This window comes from Acidovorax sp. 93 (genome assembly GCF_003633835.1).
Lineage (GTDB): Bacteria > Pseudomonadota > Gammaproteobacteria > Burkholderiales > Burkholderiaceae_C > Acidovorax > Acidovorax facilis.
The window spans coordinates 4,629,757-4,645,685 of sequence record NZ_RBIT01000001.1; the positions used below are offsets into that span (position 1 = coordinate 4,629,757).

Below are 15,929 nucleotides of genomic sequence, written 5' to 3' on the forward strand. Positions count from 1 at the left end.
ATGCTATGAAAAACATAGCTATTACCGCTTTATGGATAAGCGCTGGAGCCTCTTTTTATTCAAACTCCGCTATCGCGCAGGCCGTGCCGATGGCCCAGGCGGCAGAGTCGGCCACCGCCACGCCCCTGTCAGGCGTGCGCCTGGCGGGCCAGGGCGTGCTCCGGTTTCTGGGCTTCGAGATCTACCGCGCCCGCCTGTGGGTGCAGCCCGGCTTTGACGCAGACAACTACGGCGCCCAGCCGCTGGCGCTGGAGCTGACCTACCACCGCGACTTCACGGCCGAGGCCATCGCCAAACGCTCACTGGAAGAGATGCGCCGCGTGGGCAGCTTCACGCCCCAACAGGCCACGCGCTGGCAGCAGGCGCTGCAGGCCGCGTTGCCGGATGTGAAGTCGGGCGACCGCCTGCTGGGCATTCACCAGCCTGGCGTGGGTGCGGTGTTCAAGATGGCGGGGCGTGTCGTCGGTGAGGTGCCGGACGCCGAGTTCTCGCGCCTGTTCTTTGGCATCTGGCTGTCTCCGCAGACCTCCGAACCCGGGCTGCGCCAGGAATTGCTGGCCGCCACCCGCACTGCAGGCCAACCATGACCTCCACGCAGCCCATCCGCGCCAGCGCAGGCCTGGCCTATGGGCTGCTGGGCCTGCCGCTGGCGTTTGTGGCGCTGCCGCTGTATGTGCTGCTGCCCAACCACTATGCGCGCGAATTTGGCATGCCCCTGGCCACGTTGGGCTCGGTGCTGCTGGCAGCGCGGCTGTTTGATGCGTTCACCGACCCGCTGCTGGGCCGCCTGTCTGACTACCTCTTCGGCCGTTCGGTGCGCGCCGTGCTGGCGGTGGGCGCGGTGTCGGCGGTGGTGCTGGCACTGGGGCTGAGCAGTCTGTTCTTTCCGCTGGTGCGCGGGGCCGATGCGCTCATTGCCTGGGCACTGGTGGCATTGCTCATCACTTACACCGCCTACAGCCAGCTCAGCATTGCACACCAGTCCTGGGGCGCGCGCCTGGGCGGCGACGAGCTGCAGCGTGGCCGCATCGTGGCCTGGCGCGAGGGTGCTGCACTGGTCGGCGTGGTGCTGGCATCGGTGCTGCCCGCGCTGCTGGGCCTGCCGGTGATGCTCAGTGTGTTTGCCATCACCCTGCTGCTAGGCTGGTGGGCCTGGACCAGAGCCCCGCGCCCCGCAGCGCATGCGGGTGTCGCCGTGGCCGGTGTGTACCGCCCCCCGCAGCGCGCCAGCCTGTGGCGGCCCTGGGGCCGCCCTGCCTTCCGCCGCCTGCTGGCGGTGTTCATGCTCAACGGCATTGCCAGCGCCATACCGGCCACGCTGGTGCTGTTTTTTATTCAGGACCGGCTGCAGGCCCCGCCCGCGCAGGAGCCCATGTTCCTCGCAGCCTATTTCGTGTGCGCTGCGCTGTCCATCCCGCTGTGGCTGCATGCCGTGGCGCGCTGGGGCCTGGCGCGCACCTGGTTGGCGGGCATGCTGCTGGCGATTGCCGTGTTTGTGTGGACTGCGTTTCTGGGCGCGGGTGATGTGGTGCCGTTCCTCGTCGTCTGCGCGCTGTCCGGCGTGGCGCTGGGCACCGACCTGGCCCTGCCCAGCGCCCTGCTGGCGGGCGTGATCGCGGCCGAGGGCGACAGCGGCCAGCACGAAGGCGCTTACTTCGGCTGGTGGAACTTTGCCACCAAGCTCAACCTGGCTTTGGCCGCAGGCCTCGCGCTGCCCCTGCTGGGCTGGTTGGGCTATACCCCCGGCACGCGCAGCGAAGAAGGACTGCAGACCCTGGGCTGGGCCTATGCCGTGTTGCCCTGTCTGCTCAAGCTGCTGGCAGCGGGGGCGCTGTATTGGCTGGTGCTTCGGCCTGCGCGCGGTGCAGCCAGTGCCTGATTTTTCAAGGGATGCCCGACATGCAAAGACGCCTTCTTCTCTCCGCCGCCGTGGCTGCCCCTGTGGTTCTGGCTGGCTGCGCCAGCCAGAACCTCGATGGCTACGCCAGCGAAAAGCCGGTGCTGGACCTGGCCCAGTATTTCAACGGCAAGATCGACGCCTACGGCATCTTCCAGGACCGCAGCGGCCAGATCGTCAAGCGCTTCACCGTGGTCATGGACTGCAGCTGGAAAGGCAATGAGGGCGTGCTCGACGAAGCCTTCACCTACTCCGATGGCACCACCCAGCGCCGCATCTGGCGGCTGACGAAGCATGCCGACGGCCGCTATACCGGCACCGCCGACGATGTGGTGGGCACGGCCAACGGCCAGACGCGTGGCAACGCTTTCCGCTGGAACTACACGCTGGCCCTACCCGTGGACGGCAAGGTCTACAACGTGGACCTGGACGACTGGATGTACCTCATCGATGACCGTGTGATGCTCAACCGCGCCACCATGAGTAAGTTCGGATTCCGCCTGGGCGAGATCACCCTGTCCTTCACCAAACGCGCACCATGAGCCTCAATCCTCCCCTGCGCGACTGGCATGGCCGCCGGGCCTGGCTCATCGGGGCTAGCAGCGGCATTGGCCGGGCCACAGCGGCTGCGCTGCATGCGCGCGGCGCGCAGGTCATCGTGTCGGCGCGCAGTGGTGATGCGCTGAACGCCTTTGCCCGGCAGCACCCCGGCAGCACGGCGCTGGCTTTTGACACCGCCGAACCGGCACAGGTGCAGGCTGCCGCCGCGCAGGTGCTGGCGGGTGGTGTTCCCGACATGGTGTGCTATTGCGCGGGCTACTACCGCGACATGCGCGCCACCGACTTCGATCTGGACGTGATGCTGCGCCACGAGCAGATCAACTACAACGGCGTGCTGCATGTGCTGGCTGGTGTGTTGCCCGCCATGCTGACCGCAGCGCAGGCCGGGCGCCCGGGCCATGTGAGCCTGATCAGCAGCGTGGCGGGCTTTCGGGGGCTGCCCAAGAGCCTGGCCTATGGCCCCACCAAGGCCGCGCTCATCAACTTGGCCGAGGCGCTCTACCTGGACCTGCATGACCTGGGTATGGGCGTGAGCGTGATCAACCCGGGCTTTGTGGCCACGCCGCTCACGGCGGGCAACGACTTCACCATGCCGGCCCTCATCTCACCCGAAGCAGCGGCGGCGGCCATCGTGCAGGGCTGGGAGCGGGGGCATTTCGACATCCACTTTCCCAAGCGCTTCACGCGGGTGATGAAACTGCTGCGCGTGCTGCCGTATCGGTGGTACTTTCCGGCGGTTCGAAAATTCACAGGTCTTTGAACGGTATGCACCCACCGGAAACCACGATCGCCACGGAAGAAGCCGTCACGCGCGTCATTGCGTTCTTTGAAAACCTGTCGCCCGCCGATGTGGCGACCATCGGCCAGTTCTATGCGGCCCAGGCGCGCTTCAAGGACCCGTTCAACGAGGTGGTGGGCGTGCCCGCCATCCAGGGCATTTTTGCCCACATGTTCGAGGCACTGGAGCAGCCTCGTTTTGTGGTCACCGGCCGCGTGGTGCAGGGCCAGCAATGTTTTCTGACCTGGGATTTCCTGTTTGCCTTCAAGAACTTTGAGAAGGGCGTGACGCAGAACGTGCGCGGCGCCTCGCACCTGGTGCTGGACGAACAAGGCCTAGTGACCTTGCACCGCGACTACTGGGACGCGGCCGAAGAGCTGTACGAAAAACTGCCGGTGGTGGGCGCGCTGATGCGCTGGCTCAAGAAACGCGCCAACAGCTGATCGTTGGCGGGTGGTGAATCACGCCATGGTTTTGATGCGCGGATGCCCCGGCAGCGGCACGGCGCGCTGCAGCACCCCCTCCGCCAGCCACAGCGCACTGTTCCACGCGCGCTGCGCCACATAAGGCAGGGGCAGCTGCTGGTAGTCGTCGTTGAAGACCTCAAAGCTGTAGTCGCCCTGGTAGCCCATGCCATCCAGCGTACGCACCAGCTCGGCCAGGGACTGGCTGTGCACGCCCTCGCCAGGAAACACGCGAAAGTGCCGCGCGGTCTCGATGCGCTCCTGCACTGTGCGCGTCTCCTGCCACATGAAGTCGGACAGCTGCACCAGATAGATCTTGGCGGGGTCCACGTCTTCCAGGGCCGAGAGTGGCGTGCTGGTGGCGAACTGGTGGTACGAGTCGATGGCCAGGCCGAGGTTGGGGCAATCGGCCTGCTCCACGGCTGCCCAGGCCTGATGCACCTCGTTAATGTGGCGGCCCCATGAGAGGCCTTCAAACGCCACGCGGATGCCATGGGGCAGCGCCAGCAGGGCGAGCTTGCGCAGGTCGCGCGCAATCGCCTCGGCATCGGCCGTGGCGTGGGATGAGGTGGAGCTGCAGGCCAGCAGCACGGGCGCGCCCAGGTCGCGTGCCATCAGGATCATCTGCTTGGCAATGTCCACCTTGTAGCTGTGCAGGTGGCCCGACAGGCCCTCGAAGTCGCGCAGCACCTGAAAGCCCGTCACGCGCAGGCCGCTGTTGCGCACCGCGTGCACAGCGGCTTCGATGCCCTCAGGATGGCCCACGATGTCGCGCGCGGCCAGCATGATCTGGCCGAAGCCGGCGGCTTTCACGGCGGCCAGCTTGGCCTCCAGTGGGCCCGCCAGGCTGATGGTATCCATGCCGAAATCGGCGACGTTGCGTTGCATGGTGGATTGGCGCATGGGCGGTCTCCAGGCTCAGCGGGCGTCGAGCACCAGCTCGAAGCTGGGCGAGGCGGTGTCGGCGCGCGTGAGGGCACCGCGCGTGCCGGTGTGCACGCCCGTGGGCGACTCGACAAACTCCACGCCGCGCGCACGCAGCGCTTGTACCGTGGCCAGCACGTCGGGTGTGCCAAAGGCCACGCGCTGCAGCAGCTCCTCGGGGTCGGCATCCAGCGCATCGACCAGCGGTTCAATCAGCTGCCAGTGCAGCGTGCCGCAGGGGCTGGCCAGGATGCGGCCATGGGTGAGCACGCCAAACGACTGGTCGGGTGCCAGCTCGGCAAAGCCGAACAGCTCGCTGTAGAAATGGATCCAGTCCGCTGCGCGGCCCAGGCCGATGTACTGCACCACGCCAAACAGGTGCAGGCCCTGCAGCGCGGGCGGGCGCGGGTTGACGGTGGGGATGGGCACAAAGTCCACGTCGTAGATCGAGAACTCCTTCCAGCGGTCCACAAAGTAGATGCGGCTCGCGCCCACGCCGTGGATGGCGGGGATGTTCAGCTCCATCACCTCGACCTCGGTGTGCACGGCCCACGCGCCCAGTTCCAGCACGCGGCGAAATGCTGCGGCTGCGTTGCCCACGCGGAAGGCGATGGCGGCCAGCACCGGTGTTTCGGTGAGTGCGGGCGGCGCATGCACGCCGGTGCGTTCGGTGTCCTGGTGGGCGTTGACGATGATGTTCATGTCGCCCTGGCGGTACAGCAGCACCTCGCGCGAGCGGTGGCGCGCCACGGGCTGAAAGCCCATGCGCTCCAACGCCTGGCCCAGCGCCTGCGGGCGGCTGGTGGCGTACTCGATGAACTCAATGCCCTGCAGGCCCAGGGGGTTGAGCATGTCGCCCAGCGCTTCGCGGGTGGCCACCATCGGGGTGCTCATGGGTTCAGCTCCTTGTGTTGTCGTGCGCGGAACGGGTCAGCGGGCGCTGCTGACCAGGCGGCGGAAATGTGCGTCCATGCGCGCCGCATCCGGGGCCTCGCCGGTGAACAGCTCAAACGCTCCCACGGCCTGGCCCACGGCCATGCCGCCGCCGTCGGATACCCGGCAGCCCAGCGCGCGCGCAGCCTGCACCAGGGCGGTGTCGAGCGGGAAATATACGACTTCGGACACCCACATCGCGGGCCGCAGCAGGCCCACGTCCAGCGGCAGGCCGGGCAGCTTGTCCATGCCAGTGGGCGTGGCGTGGATCAGCCCGGTGGCGTGGGCCATGGCCGAGCGGATCTCACCGGCCTCGGCGCGTGCGCCATAGAGCGCATTCACGTCGGCCGCCAGTTGTGCGGCGCGTTCGGGTTGTGCATCCACGATGCTCAGGTGCTGTGCCCCCAGGCGCAGCACGGCGTGTGCAATCGCAGCGCCCGCGCCGCCCGCGCCCAGCAGTACCACGCGTCGCAGGTCAGCGCCGGGCAGTGCGCGGGTAAAGCCCCAGGCCCAGCCCGATCCGTCGGTGTTGTGCCCTACCAGTTGTCCGTCGCGGATGACTACCGTGTTCACTGCGCCCATGGCGCGCGCTTCCTCGGACAGGCTGTCGAGGTGGGGGATCACCGCCTGCTTGCAGGGGTAGGTCACGTTGCAGCCCGCATATCCCATGATGCGCGCCGCCGACAGCAGCGTTGGCAGTTGTTCGGGTGAGGACGCCGAGCGGTCCAGGTCGATGAGCTGGTAGTGCAGGCGCATGCCGTGGTGGCGTGCTTCTTCTTCGTGCAGGGCCGGCGACAGCGACTTCTGGATGCCGGCGCCGATCAGCCCGATCAGCACCTTGCGGGGGCTAGTGGAAGACATGGTGGACGTGGTGGGGATGACCGGGGGATCGAGGAGCTGGAGGCTCATGGGGCGGGCGGAATGCGGGGTGGGCGCGCTGCCGGGTTGGTGGTGTGTTCACCGCACGGCAGCGTAGGGGTTGCAGTGGTGGCTTACTTGCCGCCGCGCAGTTTGGCTAGCGTGGAATAGACCTCTTGCACGGTCTCGGCGCCCACCTTCTCGCTGTGTTTTTCAACGACGGGTTTCACCTTGGCGCGCAGCTTGTCCAGCTCGGCGGGCGAGAACTCGGACACCTGCATGCCCGCCTTCTTGAGGTCTTCGAGCGCCACGTTGGCCTGCACGCGCGACACGCCGCGCTGGAAGGTCGTGGCTTCGGCCATGGCGTCGTTCAGCGCCTTCTGGTCAGCGGGGTTCAGACTGTCCCAGAACTTCTTGCTCACGATCACGGCCTGGGGGTTGTACATGTGGCGCGTGACGGTGAGGTACTTCTGCACCTCGGCAAACTTGGACGACAGGATGGTGGAGAACGGGTTCTCCTGGCCGTCCACGGCCTTCTGTTCCATGGCGGTGTACAGCTCGGGGAAAGGCATGGGCACCGCGTTGGCGCCCAGCGCGTTGAAGAGGTCGATGTAGATCGGCGACTGGATCACGCGGATCTTGAGACCCGCGATGTCCTCGGCCTTGGTGATGGGCTTCTTGCTGTTGGTGAGGTTGCGGAAGCCCAGCTCCCAGTAGCCCAGGCCCACCAGGTTTTTGGCCTGCAGCTTGTCGAGCAGTTTCTTGCCGAAGGGGCCGTCGGTCACGGCATCGGCCTCTTGGGGCGTGGCAAACAGGAACGGGAAGTCGTAGATGCCGAATTCCTTGGACTGCGCAGCCAGGATGCCGGCGTTGAGCACGGTCATTTCCACCGTGCCGCCTTGCAGCGCCGACACGGTCTGCAGGTCACCCCCCAGTGTGCCGCCGGGGAAAAGCTTGACCGCGATGCGGCCATTAGTCTTGGCAGCGACGAGGTCGGCGAACTTCTGCGCGCCCTGGGCCTGGGGGTGGTCCTTCTGGTTCTGGAAGGCGAACTTGATGGTGCGCTCCTGGGCGTGCGCGGCGGGCAGCAGCGACGCGGCAACGAGGGCCGTGGCGAGCAGGGTCTTGAGCAGTTTCATGGAAATGTCTCCTTGGGTTTTAGGCGGGGCAGAAACGGGGCGGAAAGAAAAAGGCCGGGGCGCAGACGGGGGTCAACCACTCAACCAGCGCAGCGGCACCATGACGATGGAGGGGAACAGCACCAGCAGGAACATCACGGCCAGCTGGGCCAGCATGAAGGGCGTGACGCCGCGTGTGACTTGCGACATGGACATGCGCCCCACCCCAGCCACCACGTTGAGCACCGTGCCCACGGGTGGGGTGATGAGCCCGATGGCGTTGTTGATGATGAAGAGCACGCCGAAGTACACCGGGTCGATGCCTGCGGCCTTGACCACCGGCATCAGCACGGGCGTGAGGATCAGGATGGTCGGCGTCATGTCCATGGCCGTGCCCACCACCATGACCAGCAGCATGATGGCGATCAGCAGCAGCGTTGGGTTGCCCATGAAGGGCTCCAGCATGCCGATGACCTTGGAGGGCAGGTCGGCCACGGTGATCAGCCAGGCAGACACCATGGCGGCTGCCACCAGGAACATCACCACCGCGCTGGTGCGGGCCGAGGCGCGGAAGATGTCGGCCAGCTGGTGCCAGCTCAGCTCGCGGTAGACCACCATGGACACGAACAGCGCATACACGGCGGCCACCACGGCGGCTTCGGTGGGGGTGAAGACACCCATGCGCAGCCCCACCAGGATGATGATGGGCAGGCCCAGCGCCCACACGGCTTCGCGCAGGGCCACGGCCAGTTCGGCACGGGTGGCCCGCTTTGGGGGCGCCACATCTTCGCGCCGCACGAGCCACCACCAGGTGAGGGCCAGCGCCACCCCCAGCAGGATGCCGGGCACGATGCCTGCGAGAAACAGCTTGCTGATGGACACGTTGGCCGCCACGCCAAAGATCACGAAACCGATGGACGGCGGGATCACCGGGGCGATGATGCCGGCCGACGCAATGAGCCCGGCCGAGCGCTCCTTGTTGTGGCCTGCTGCCACCATCATGGGCAGCAGCAGGGAGGCCAGCGCTGCAGCATCGGCCACGGCCGAGCCCGACACGGCAGCCAGGATTACTGCCGCCATGATGGCCACATAACCCAAGCCGCCGGGCACATGGCCGACCAGCGTGAGCGCCAGCTTCACGATGCGCTTGGACAGGCCGCCCACATTCATGATCTCGCCCGCCAGCATGAAGAAGGGCACGGCCAGCAGCGGAAAGCTGTCGGCGCCGTTGATCACGTTCTGCGCCAGGATCTGCGCGTCGAACAGGTCCAAATGCCACATCAGCGCCACGCCGCTGATGAGCAGCGCAAACGCGATGGGGATGCCGATCGCCATGGCGAGCAGCAGGGAGCCGAGGAAGATGGTGACGGTCATGGTGGAGAGCCTGTGCGGAGGGTTCAGGGGCGGTGGCTGCCGGGCGCTTCGTGGGATGCATCGGTGCCCGCAGGGCGGTGCGCCAGGGCCGCCAGTTCTTCGCTCTCCTGCACCATGACCAGCTCGTGCTCAGCCAGCGGAACGAACAGCGTGCGCAGCAGGTCGTGCAGCAGGATGGCAATCCCCGATCCGCCCATCAGCACGCCACTGGCGTAGAAGATGCCCACCGAGGCGCCGGTGACCGGGGCTTCGGTCTCCCAGTTGATAAGCATCTGGGCCCAGCTGCCACTGAGCAGCAACCACGATACGTACAGCATGGCGATCTGCGCCAGCACCAGGCAGGCTTTCTTGCCCACAGCGGGCAGGCGCGACACCAGCGCATCCGTGCCCAGGTGGCCGTGTTCGCGCAGGGCCACCACGGCCCCCATGAAGGTCAGCCACACAAACAGCCAGCGCGAGAGTTCTTCCGACACGGTGATGCCGGAGTTCAGGGTGTAGCGCAGCACCACATTGCCAAACACCAGCACCACCATCACCGCCAAGCACAGGCCGGACAGTGCATCCAGCACGCGGGTGTATCCCCGCAGCACGCGGTCGGCCAGTGCAAACATGGTGTCTCCAGTCGTTGTATTGAAACGCGGGAAGAATTTTGTACGAACTGGTTAGTATTTGATCTAGGTGCAAACCCTGCATCGTTTGTCATGGCAGCACGCAGCCATGCACGGCGCGCGCGCAGGGTGCTGATGAGGAGCTTTTTGACGCGGGCCGGTGTGCGCGCCAGGGCCGGGAAGGTCAGGGCCGCAGAAAGCGCACGATCATCTCGATGATCGATTCACGGCGTTGCGCCGTGGCGGCAGGGGTGTCGAGGGAGCGCTTGAAAATAGCGCCGAAGGTGTGGCGGTTGGCCTCGTTGAAGAAGCACAGGGCCGAGATGGACATGTGCAGGTCCACCGGGTCCACGTCGGGGCGGAACACACCCGCCGCCACGCCACGCTGGTACACATCGCGCACGGCATGGATGACGGGGATGTTCAGCTCCTGGATCGTGGCCGACTTGCTGATGTACTCGCCCCGGTGCATGTTCTCGTTCATCACCAGGCGGATGAAGTCGGGGTTGGCGAGCTGGTAGTCCACCGTGAAGCCCACCAGCGTGCGCAGGGCCTGCTCGGGCGCCAGGTCTTCCAGGTGCAGCTCCGATTCGATGCGCCGGATGCGCCGGTAAGCATCCTCCAGCACCGCCACATACAGACCTTCCTTGCTACCGAAGTAGTAGTAGATCATGCGCTTGCTGGTGCTGGTCAATGCCGCGATTTCGTCGATGCGCGCCCCGGCCAGGCCTTTGTCCGCAAACTCTGCCGTGGCCACCTGCAGGATGTTGGCCATCGTGCGGTCGGGGTCGTTGACGCGGACCCGGTCCGCCCCGGGCGTGGTGGCGGCCTCGCGCGCCGCGCGCTGGCGGGTGGCCCGCACATCGCCGGGTTTCGAAGGTTTTTGAACCATTTCGTTCATAAGCGCCCAAGCATACGGCAAGCCCGGCGCGGGGTCTTTACCAAACCCGGGCTGCCTGCGCCCGCCGCTCAGGACGGCTTGGTGTCTGCAAAGCTCGGGCGCAGCATCAGCTTGTCAAGCAGCTTACCCAGGTTGGGGTACTCGTTGCGCCAGGCGATGTCGGGGAAGCGGAACTCCAGCCAGCCCAGGGCGCAGCCCACGGCGATGTCGGACAGACTGAGGTGGATGCCGCTGCAATACGGCTTGTCGCCCAGGCCCTGGCTCATGGACTTGAGGCCGTCGTTCACCTTGACCAGTTGGCGGTCGATCCAGGCCTGGCTGCGTTCGCTGTCCTTGCGGTGGGCCCAGGTGGCTTCCAGGCGCGCCAGGATGGCGGCGTCCATCACGCCGTCGGCCAACGCCTCCCAGGTCTTGACCTCGGCGCGTTCGCGGCCCTGCGACGGAATCAGCTTGCCCACGGGCGACAGGGTGTCGAGGTATTCGACGATCACGCGGGAGTCAAACACCGCCTCGCCGCCTTCCATCACCAGGCAGGGCACCTTGCCCAGCGGGTTGGAGGTGGCGATGTGGGTGTCGTCGGCCCAGACGTTTTCCTGCACGAACTGGTAGTCGAGCTTTTTCTCAGCCATCACGATACGTACCTTGCGCACGTAGGGGCTGGTGGTGGCTCCGATCAATTTCATGGTGTGTCTTCCAGTGCGCGGGGATGCTGAACAATTCGGGTTTGATTCTATCGACAGCGACCCGGCGTGAGCCTGACTGATGCGTGGCGCCTACACACCCCGCCTACAATTGCGCGCCATGAGCCTGTCCACCATCACCGCCCTGTCGCCGCTTGACGGCCGTTACGCCACCAAACTTGCCGCCCTGCGCCCGATCATGAGCGAGCACGGCTACATGCACCGCCGCGTGCAGGTGGAGGTGGCCTGGTTCATCGCGCTGTCGGATGCAGGTTTTGCTGAATTCAAGCCGCTCACGACCGGAGCGCGTGCTTACTTGCTGGGCTTGGTCAAGAACTTCTCCGAGGCCGACGCGGCCGCCATCAAGGAGATCGAAAAGACCACCAACCACGACGTGAAGGCGGTCGAATACTGGATCAAGAGCAAGTTCGAAGCCCGCCCCGAGCTGGAAAAGGCCTCTGAATTTGTGCACTTTGCCTGCACCAGCGAAGACATCAACAACACCAGCCATGCGCTGCAGCTGCGCTCGGGCCGCGACCAGGTCATCCTGCCGGGCCTGGACCGCATCGTGCTCAAGCTGCGCGAAATGGCCCACGCGTTTGCCGACGTGCCCATGCTCAGCCGCACCCACGGCCAGACCGCCAGCCCCACCACCGTGGGCAAGGAAATGGCCAACGTGGTGATGCGCCTGCAGACGGCCTGCGAGAAGATCGCCGCCGTCAAGATCATGGGCAAGATGAACGGCGCCGTGGGCAACTACAACGCCCATCTGTCCGCCTGGCCCGAGTTTGACTGGGAAGCCTTCAGCAAGAAGGTCATCGAAACGCCCGAGCCCCTGGGCCTGGGCCTGACCTTCCAGCCCTACAGCATCCAGATCGAGCCACACGACTACATGGCCGAGCTGTTCGACGCCGTGGCCCGCGCCAACACCATCCTGATCGACCTCTCGCGCGACATCTGGGGCTATGTGAGCCTGGGCTACTTCAAGCAGCGCCTGAAGGCGGGCGAGATTGGTTCCAGCACCATGCCGCACAAGGTCAACCCGATTGACTTTGAAAACGCCGAAGGCAACCTGGGCCTGGCCAACGCGCTGCTCAAGCACCTGTCTGAAAAGCTGCCCATCAGCCGCTGGCAGCGGGATCTGACCGACAGCACCGTGCTGCGCAACATGGGCGTGGCCCTGGGCTACGCGGCGCTGGCCTATGCCTCGCTGTTGACCGGCCTGAACAAGCTGGAGCTGAACGAAGAAGCGCTGGCCGAAGATCTGGATGCTTCGTGGGAAGTGCTGGCCGAGCCCATCCAGACGGTGATGCGCCGCTTTGGTGTGCAGGGCGCTTACGAAAAGCTCAAGGAAGTGACCCGTGGCAAGACCGTGACCGCCGAGGCGCTGCACGGCCTGATCGCCTCGCTGGAAATTCCCCAGGCCGAAAAAGACCGCCTTCTGGCCATGACGCCCGGCAGCTATGTGGGCAAAGCCGCCGAACTCGCACGGCGCGTCTAGCCTGCAGATTTATAGCCTTTCTGGTCTCCAGCGCTTGTAGATAAAGCGCTGGCAGCTATCTATTTAGTAGTGAGGCTGCATGGCCATCAAATCCACCATCTTCAAGGCGAACCTCCAGATCGCCGACATCGACCACGGCTACTACGCTGACCACGCCCTCACGCTGGCCCGCCACCCAAGCGAGACCGACGAGCGCATGATGGTCCGGCTGGCTGCTTTGGCCATCCAGGCGCACCAGCTCAACGACCTCTGCAACGGCGACGCCACGCTGGCATTTGGTGCGGGTCTGTCGGACCCGGATGACCCGGATGCCTCGCTGACCGACTTCACCGGCCGCAAGCGCGTGTGGATTGAGGTGGGCCAGCCCGAAGACAAGCCGCTCACCAAGGCCTGCAGCAAGGCCGATTCTGTGATCGTCTACTGCTTCAACCACGCCGCAGAGATCTGGTGGAAAGGCATCGAGACCAAACTGTCACGCCTGGAAAAGCTGCAGGTCTGGCGCATCCCCACGGAGGCATCCCAGGCACTGGCGCAGCTGGCCGAGCGCAGTATGCAACTGCAGGCTACGGTGCAGGAAGGCGCGATCACCCTGAGCAGCACGCAGGGCAGTGTGCATGTGGAGCCCGTGCGCTGGAAGTGACTGGAATACTGTTCAAAATGGCCTCTGGCGCTTGATGGATAAGCGCTAACAGCTATCAATTTGGTAGTTTCTGGCTCAGTCTCGTGGCATGAGCGCGCCACACTGCCAGCACTGCTCGAATCCGCCTTCGACCGTCTCGCCGCACTGGCATGCCCAGCGGCGCTGTGGCAAATCCTGAAGCTCCTGCAGCAGCGCGCGTGCGCGGGTGGCGTGTTCGTCGTAGTCCAGCCAGATTTCGGGCAGGCACTGGTCCGGCGGCAGGTGCCCCGCAGCGGCACCCAGATACTGGCGCTGCACGGAGGCCGTCATGCCCGCTTCGCACAACAAGTCCGCCCACAGCGTGGCGATGGCGATGTTCGGGGCTTGGGTGAGGCGCAGCATGGGCCCACCATAGCCGTTTGACTGCCGGGCGTACAGCCCCCGCGTGTTTGCAGCTTGCGAGGCGGGGCGATGTGTTGAAAAGAAAATGGGCGGGTCACGCCGCGCCCGCTGGCGCCGGCGCTTTGGAAACCCCTTCGGCCGCCCGTTCTGCATAGCGGTTGAACCGCCACGCAGAGTGCTCCAGCGTGATGCGTCGCCACACCGCGCGTTTTTCGGCAGGGCCCATCGCGGGCCAGAACTGCACTTCGTCAAACGTGCGCCCGCACCCCTTGCACAGGTCGTCGCCCTGGCTGGTGGAGCAGATGGCGATACAGGGTGTGTCGGGCGTGGTGCCGTACCAGGCATGCCAGGCATCCAGGGCATCCGGGGGCAGGCGGTCTTCTTCCACCACGTCCTCGCGCCGGAACACCATCTGCGCATAGACCTCTGCCAGCGCGCGGATCTCCGGGGCCAGGGAGACTCCGTCGGGCGAAGGCACCCGGCTGCGCCAGTGGTTGATGGCGGCTTCGATGTCGGTGATGTGGATGGCGGCCATGGAGGTTTGAGCGAAGGGGCTGGATCATAGCCGCGCGGACAAGGCAACCCTGGCAAAGGTGTTTTGCAGGGAGCTTCGGCCCCTTTGGGGCAGCCTTTGAGGGGGCGTGTACGCAATAACCACAATCGTGCTGCCCTTGCGCGACCGTGCGGGCGATGTTCCAATCGACGCTTCGAAGGGGAGTAGCTCCCGACTTGCATTCCGGCATTGCCAAATTTTGGTGCGTGGGGGCGCGAGGCATCGGAACCGTCGTCAGTACGAAGCGAAACATCGCTTCCGGCGGTCCGGGTTCAGCGCATACCGCAAGGGCGCCGGGCTGAGCAAGACCTTTGATGGGCCCGCTGGGGCTGATCAAGGCCGTCCTTTCGTTGCTTGCCCTGTCAGGGCAGTCCTTGATCCCCCGACCGCAGGCCCTTTATCCCTTGGGTGGACTCGGCGCTACAGTGGCGGCGAACTCCCCCTTCGCGTGTATTGATACTGAGGAATTTATGGACTTTTTGGCTTCGCCCGAATTCTGGCTCGCACTCGGCCAGATCATCATCATCGACATCTTGCTGGGCGGCGACAACGCGGTGGTCATCGCGCTGGCCTGCCGCAAGCTGCCTCCGGCCCAGCGTACCAAGGGCATCATCTGGGGCACTGCCGGGGCCATTGTTCTGCGTGTGATCCTGATCGCCTTTGCGATGACCCTGCTGGCGCTGCCGTTCCTCAAGTTCGTGGGCGCGCTGTTGCTGGTGTGGATTGGCGTCAAACTGTTGGCTCCTGATGAAGAGGGCCACGGCGACGTGCAAGGTAGCGACAAGCTGCTGGCCGCCATCAAGACCATCATCGTGGCCGACCTGGTGATGAGCGTGGACAACGTGATCGCCATTGCGGGCGCTGCGCAGAATGCGGGCGAGCACCAGTTCCTGCTGGTCGTGCTGGGCCTTCTGATCTCTATCCCGATCATCGTCTGGGGTAGCCAGCTGGTCATCAAGCTCATGGAGCGTTTCCCGATGATCATCACGGCGGGCGGCATGCTGCTGGGCTGGATCGCTGGCGGCATGCTGGTGACGGACCCTGCTTTCTCGAACCCCGACAAGTGGCAGTGGATGCTGAAACTGCCACAGACAGACATGATCAAGTACGGTGCCAGCGTGGCGGGTGCGCTGCTGGTTCTGCTGGCTGGCAAGATCATCGTTGCGCGCCGCGCGGCGGCGGCACCTGCCGAGCAGCAGGGCTAAAGGCAGACATACGGAACCGACCATTACAAAAGGGGGCTCTATGCCCCCTTTTGTCCTTGGTCCTCAATGGGAGTCGGTATGGACAGAGTCATCGTGTATGTGGACGACGCGGTTTATGCGCAGCAGGTGCTGGCACCTTTGTTCGCGCGCGACGCGGCCGCCAGAACACAATGGGTGCTGGTGGCCTGCGCGCCACGGATGACCCATCGCATCAGCAAGTGGGTAAGCCACAGCGCCCGTGAAAACTGGCGCGCCAAGTGGGCTGACAAGCTGTTTGCCCAGATCCTTCCCGTGCTGCGGGTGCCCACGGACAGAGTGACCACCGTACTGGCCAAGGGGCCGCTGGCGGAGCTGACCCATCAGCTGCAGGCTGCAGGCGCCTCCGCGGCCCAGGTGGTAGATGCGCGCCGGCCCAAGACGGATATGGCACAAGAGCCTGCGCCTGTGCGCCCGGACAAAGGCTGGTCGCCAATGCCAGGAACGCTGGGCAGCCTGCTCACGGGTTGCGGAGCGTTGTGGATGCTGGCTTTCGAATAGGCAGTCAGCGCAGGGG

19 protein-coding genes are annotated in these 15,929 nt (G+C 65.3%); 9 read left to right on the forward strand and 10 right to left on the reverse strand.

Annotation, left to right across the window (positions count from 1 at the left end; genetic code table 11):
- Positions 1-89: 89 nt before the first annotated feature.
- Genes C8C93_RS21040 through C8C93_RS21060 form a run of 5 tightly spaced genes read left to right on the forward strand, consistent with a single transcriptional unit; the run spans position 90 to position 3,679 of the window.
- Positions 90-587: a chalcone isomerase family protein gene (locus tag C8C93_RS21040; protein ID WP_121421602.1), complete on the forward strand. Its 498-nt coding sequence runs from the start codon at positions 90-92 to the stop codon at positions 585-587.
- Positions 584-1,879: an MFS transporter gene (locus C8C93_RS21045; RefSeq protein WP_121508178.1), complete on the forward strand. Its 1,296-nt coding sequence runs from the start codon at positions 584-586 to the stop codon at positions 1,877-1,879. Before C8C93_RS21040 ends, C8C93_RS21045 begins: the two co-directional genes overlap by 4 nt.
- A gap of 20 nt (positions 1,880-1,899) precedes the next feature.
- Positions 1,900-2,439, forward strand: coding sequence for a DUF3833 domain-containing protein (locus C8C93_RS21050; RefSeq protein WP_121508919.1), 540 nt, complete (start codon positions 1,900-1,902; stop codon positions 2,437-2,439).
- On the forward strand, positions 2,436-3,218 hold the full coding sequence (locus tag C8C93_RS21055) for an SDR family oxidoreductase (RefSeq protein ID WP_121508179.1): 783 nt from the start codon (positions 2,436-2,438) through the stop codon (positions 3,216-3,218). Before C8C93_RS21050 ends, C8C93_RS21055 begins: the two co-directional genes overlap by 4 nt.
- Positions 3,219-3,223: 5 nt before the next feature.
- A complete protein-coding gene (locus tag C8C93_RS21060; RefSeq protein WP_121508180.1) occupies positions 3,224-3,679 on the forward strand; it encodes a nuclear transport factor 2 family protein in 456 nt (151 codons plus the stop codon).
- 18 nt (positions 3,680-3,697) lie between these two features.
- Here the strand turns inward: C8C93_RS21060 and C8C93_RS21065 are convergent, their stop codons facing one another.
- The 8 genes from C8C93_RS21065 to C8C93_RS21100 all read right to left on the reverse strand — a co-directional run bounded on the left by C8C93_RS21065 (position 3,698) and on the right by C8C93_RS21100 (position 11,099).
- Entirely contained in the window at positions 3,698-4,603 is a 906-nt protein-coding gene (locus C8C93_RS21065) for a sugar phosphate isomerase/epimerase (protein WP_121508181.1), read from the reverse strand.
- 15 nt (positions 4,604-4,618) lie between these two features.
- Positions 4,619-5,518 (reverse strand): VOC family protein, encoded by a 900-nt coding sequence (locus tag C8C93_RS21070; protein WP_121508182.1) that lies wholly within the window; start codon positions 5,516-5,518, stop codon positions 4,619-4,621.
- Between the two features lie 36 nt (positions 5,519-5,554).
- Positions 5,555-6,418, reverse strand: a complete 864-nt coding sequence (locus C8C93_RS21075) for a shikimate dehydrogenase (RefSeq protein ID WP_199727125.1) — start codon at positions 6,416-6,418, stop codon at positions 5,555-5,557.
- A gap of 131 nt (positions 6,419-6,549) precedes the next feature.
- On the reverse strand, positions 6,550-7,554 hold the full coding sequence (locus tag C8C93_RS21080) for a TRAP transporter substrate-binding protein (protein ID WP_121508184.1): 1,005 nt from the start codon (positions 7,552-7,554) through the stop codon (positions 6,550-6,552).
- Between the two features lie 72 nt (positions 7,555-7,626).
- Positions 7,627-8,907 carry a TRAP transporter large permease subunit gene (locus C8C93_RS21085; protein WP_121421594.1) on the reverse strand — a complete coding sequence of 427 codons (1,281 nt, stop codon included), beginning with the start codon at positions 8,905-8,907 and terminating at the stop codon, positions 7,627-7,629.
- Positions 8,908-8,930: 23 nt separating this feature from the next.
- Positions 8,931-9,518 (reverse strand): TRAP transporter small permease, encoded by a 588-nt coding sequence (locus C8C93_RS21090; protein WP_121508185.1) that lies wholly within the window; start codon positions 9,516-9,518, stop codon positions 8,931-8,933.
- A gap of 181 nt (positions 9,519-9,699) precedes the next feature.
- The gene (locus C8C93_RS21095; protein WP_121508186.1) at positions 9,700-10,416 is read right to left on the reverse strand and encodes a TetR/AcrR family transcriptional regulator; all 717 of its coding nucleotides are present in this window, start codon (positions 10,414-10,416) and stop codon (positions 9,700-9,702) included.
- A 68-nt stretch (positions 10,417-10,484) separates the two neighbouring features.
- Positions 10,485-11,099, reverse strand: a complete 615-nt coding sequence (locus tag C8C93_RS21100; RefSeq protein WP_121508187.1) for a glutathione S-transferase N-terminal domain-containing protein — start codon at positions 11,097-11,099, stop codon at positions 10,485-10,487.
- A gap of 118 nt (positions 11,100-11,217) precedes the next feature.
- On the opposite strand from C8C93_RS21100, the gene purB reads away from it, so the two are divergent.
- Both purB and C8C93_RS21110 read left to right on the forward strand, forming a co-directional pair.
- Positions 11,218-12,597 (forward strand): adenylosuccinate lyase, encoded by a 1,380-nt coding sequence (purB, locus tag C8C93_RS21105; protein WP_121508188.1) that lies wholly within the window; start codon positions 11,218-11,220, stop codon positions 12,595-12,597.
- 79 nt (positions 12,598-12,676) lie between these two features.
- Entirely contained in the window at positions 12,677-13,237 is a 561-nt protein-coding gene (locus C8C93_RS21110; RefSeq protein ID WP_008903834.1) for a YaeQ family protein, read from the forward strand.
- 75 nt (positions 13,238-13,312) lie between these two features.
- On the opposite strand, the gene C8C93_RS21115 is transcribed toward C8C93_RS21110, so the two are convergent.
- Positions 13,313-13,618 carry a hypothetical protein gene (locus C8C93_RS21115; RefSeq protein WP_055394551.1) on the reverse strand — a complete coding sequence of 102 codons (306 nt, stop codon included), beginning with the start codon at positions 13,616-13,618 and terminating at the stop codon, positions 13,313-13,315.
- Positions 13,619-13,712: 94 nt separating this feature from the next.
- Positions 13,713-14,153, reverse strand: coding sequence for a DUF3717 domain-containing protein (locus C8C93_RS21120; protein WP_055394553.1), 441 nt, complete (start codon positions 14,151-14,153; stop codon positions 13,713-13,715).
- A gap of 488 nt (positions 14,154-14,641) precedes the next feature.
- Between C8C93_RS21120 and C8C93_RS21125 the strand changes: the two genes are divergently transcribed.
- Both C8C93_RS21125 and C8C93_RS21130 read left to right on the forward strand, forming a co-directional pair.
- Positions 14,642-15,376 carry a TerC family protein gene (locus tag C8C93_RS21125; protein ID WP_055394555.1) on the forward strand — a complete coding sequence of 245 codons (735 nt, stop codon included), beginning with the start codon at positions 14,642-14,644 and terminating at the stop codon, positions 15,374-15,376.
- A 78-nt stretch (positions 15,377-15,454) separates the two neighbouring features.
- Entirely contained in the window at positions 15,455-15,913 is a 459-nt protein-coding gene (locus C8C93_RS21130; protein WP_121508189.1) for a hypothetical protein, read from the forward strand.
- The last annotated feature ends 16 nt before the right edge of the window (positions 15,914-15,929 follow it).

Bases quoted from the DNA above. Each gene is read 5' to 3' on its own strand.
- C8C93_RS21060 (WP_121508180.1), top strand. From the start codon at position 3,224: ATGCACCCACCGGAAACCACGATCGCCACGGAAGAAGCCGTCACGCGC.
- purB (WP_121508188.1), top strand. From the start codon at position 11,218: ATGAGCCTGTCCACCATCACCGCCCTGTCGCCGCTTGACGGCCGTTAC.
- C8C93_RS21120 (WP_055394553.1), bottom strand. From the start codon at position 14,153: ATGGCCGCCATCCACATCACCGACATCGAAGCCGCCATCAACCACTGG.
- C8C93_RS21125 (WP_055394555.1), top strand. From the start codon at position 14,642: ATGGACTTTTTGGCTTCGCCCGAATTCTGGCTCGCACTCGGCCAGATC.
- C8C93_RS21110 (WP_008903834.1), top strand. From the start codon at position 12,677: ATGGCCATCAAATCCACCATCTTCAAGGCGAACCTCCAGATCGCCGAC.
- C8C93_RS21095 (WP_121508186.1), bottom strand. From the start codon at position 10,416: ATGAACGAAATGGTTCAAAAACCTTCGAAACCCGGCGATGTGCGGGCC.
- C8C93_RS21115 (WP_055394551.1), bottom strand. From the start codon at position 13,618: ATGCTGCGCCTCACCCAAGCCCCGAACATCGCCATCGCCACGCTGTGG.
- C8C93_RS21130 (WP_121508189.1), top strand. From the start codon at position 15,455: ATGGACAGAGTCATCGTGTATGTGGACGACGCGGTTTATGCGCAGCAG.
- C8C93_RS21070 (WP_121508182.1), bottom strand. From the start codon at position 5,518: ATGAGCACCCCGATGGTGGCCACCCGCGAAGCGCTGGGCGACATGCTC.
- C8C93_RS21040 (WP_121421602.1), top strand. From the start codon at position 90: ATGGCCCAGGCGGCAGAGTCGGCCACCGCCACGCCCCTGTCAGGCGTG.
- C8C93_RS21045 (WP_121508178.1), top strand. From the start codon at position 584: ATGACCTCCACGCAGCCCATCCGCGCCAGCGCAGGCCTGGCCTATGGG.
- C8C93_RS21085 (WP_121421594.1), bottom strand. From the start codon at position 8,907: ATGACCGTCACCATCTTCCTCGGCTCCCTGCTGCTCGCCATGGCGATC.
- C8C93_RS21065 (WP_121508181.1), bottom strand. From the start codon at position 4,603: ATGCGCCAATCCACCATGCAACGCAACGTCGCCGATTTCGGCATGGAT.
- C8C93_RS21080 (WP_121508184.1), bottom strand. From the start codon at position 7,554: ATGAAACTGCTCAAGACCCTGCTCGCCACGGCCCTCGTTGCCGCGTCG.
- C8C93_RS21055 (WP_121508179.1), top strand. From the start codon at position 2,436: ATGAGCCTCAATCCTCCCCTGCGCGACTGGCATGGCCGCCGGGCCTGG.
- C8C93_RS21075 (WP_199727125.1), bottom strand. From the start codon at position 6,418: ATGTCTTCCACTAGCCCCCGCAAGGTGCTGATCGGGCTGATCGGCGCC.
- C8C93_RS21090 (WP_121508185.1), bottom strand. From the start codon at position 9,518: ATGTTTGCACTGGCCGACCGCGTGCTGCGGGGATACACCCGCGTGCTG.
- C8C93_RS21100 (WP_121508187.1), bottom strand. From the start codon at position 11,099: ATGAAATTGATCGGAGCCACCACCAGCCCCTACGTGCGCAAGGTACGT.
- C8C93_RS21050 (WP_121508919.1), top strand. From the start codon at position 1,900: ATGCAAAGACGCCTTCTTCTCTCCGCCGCCGTGGCTGCCCCTGTGGTT.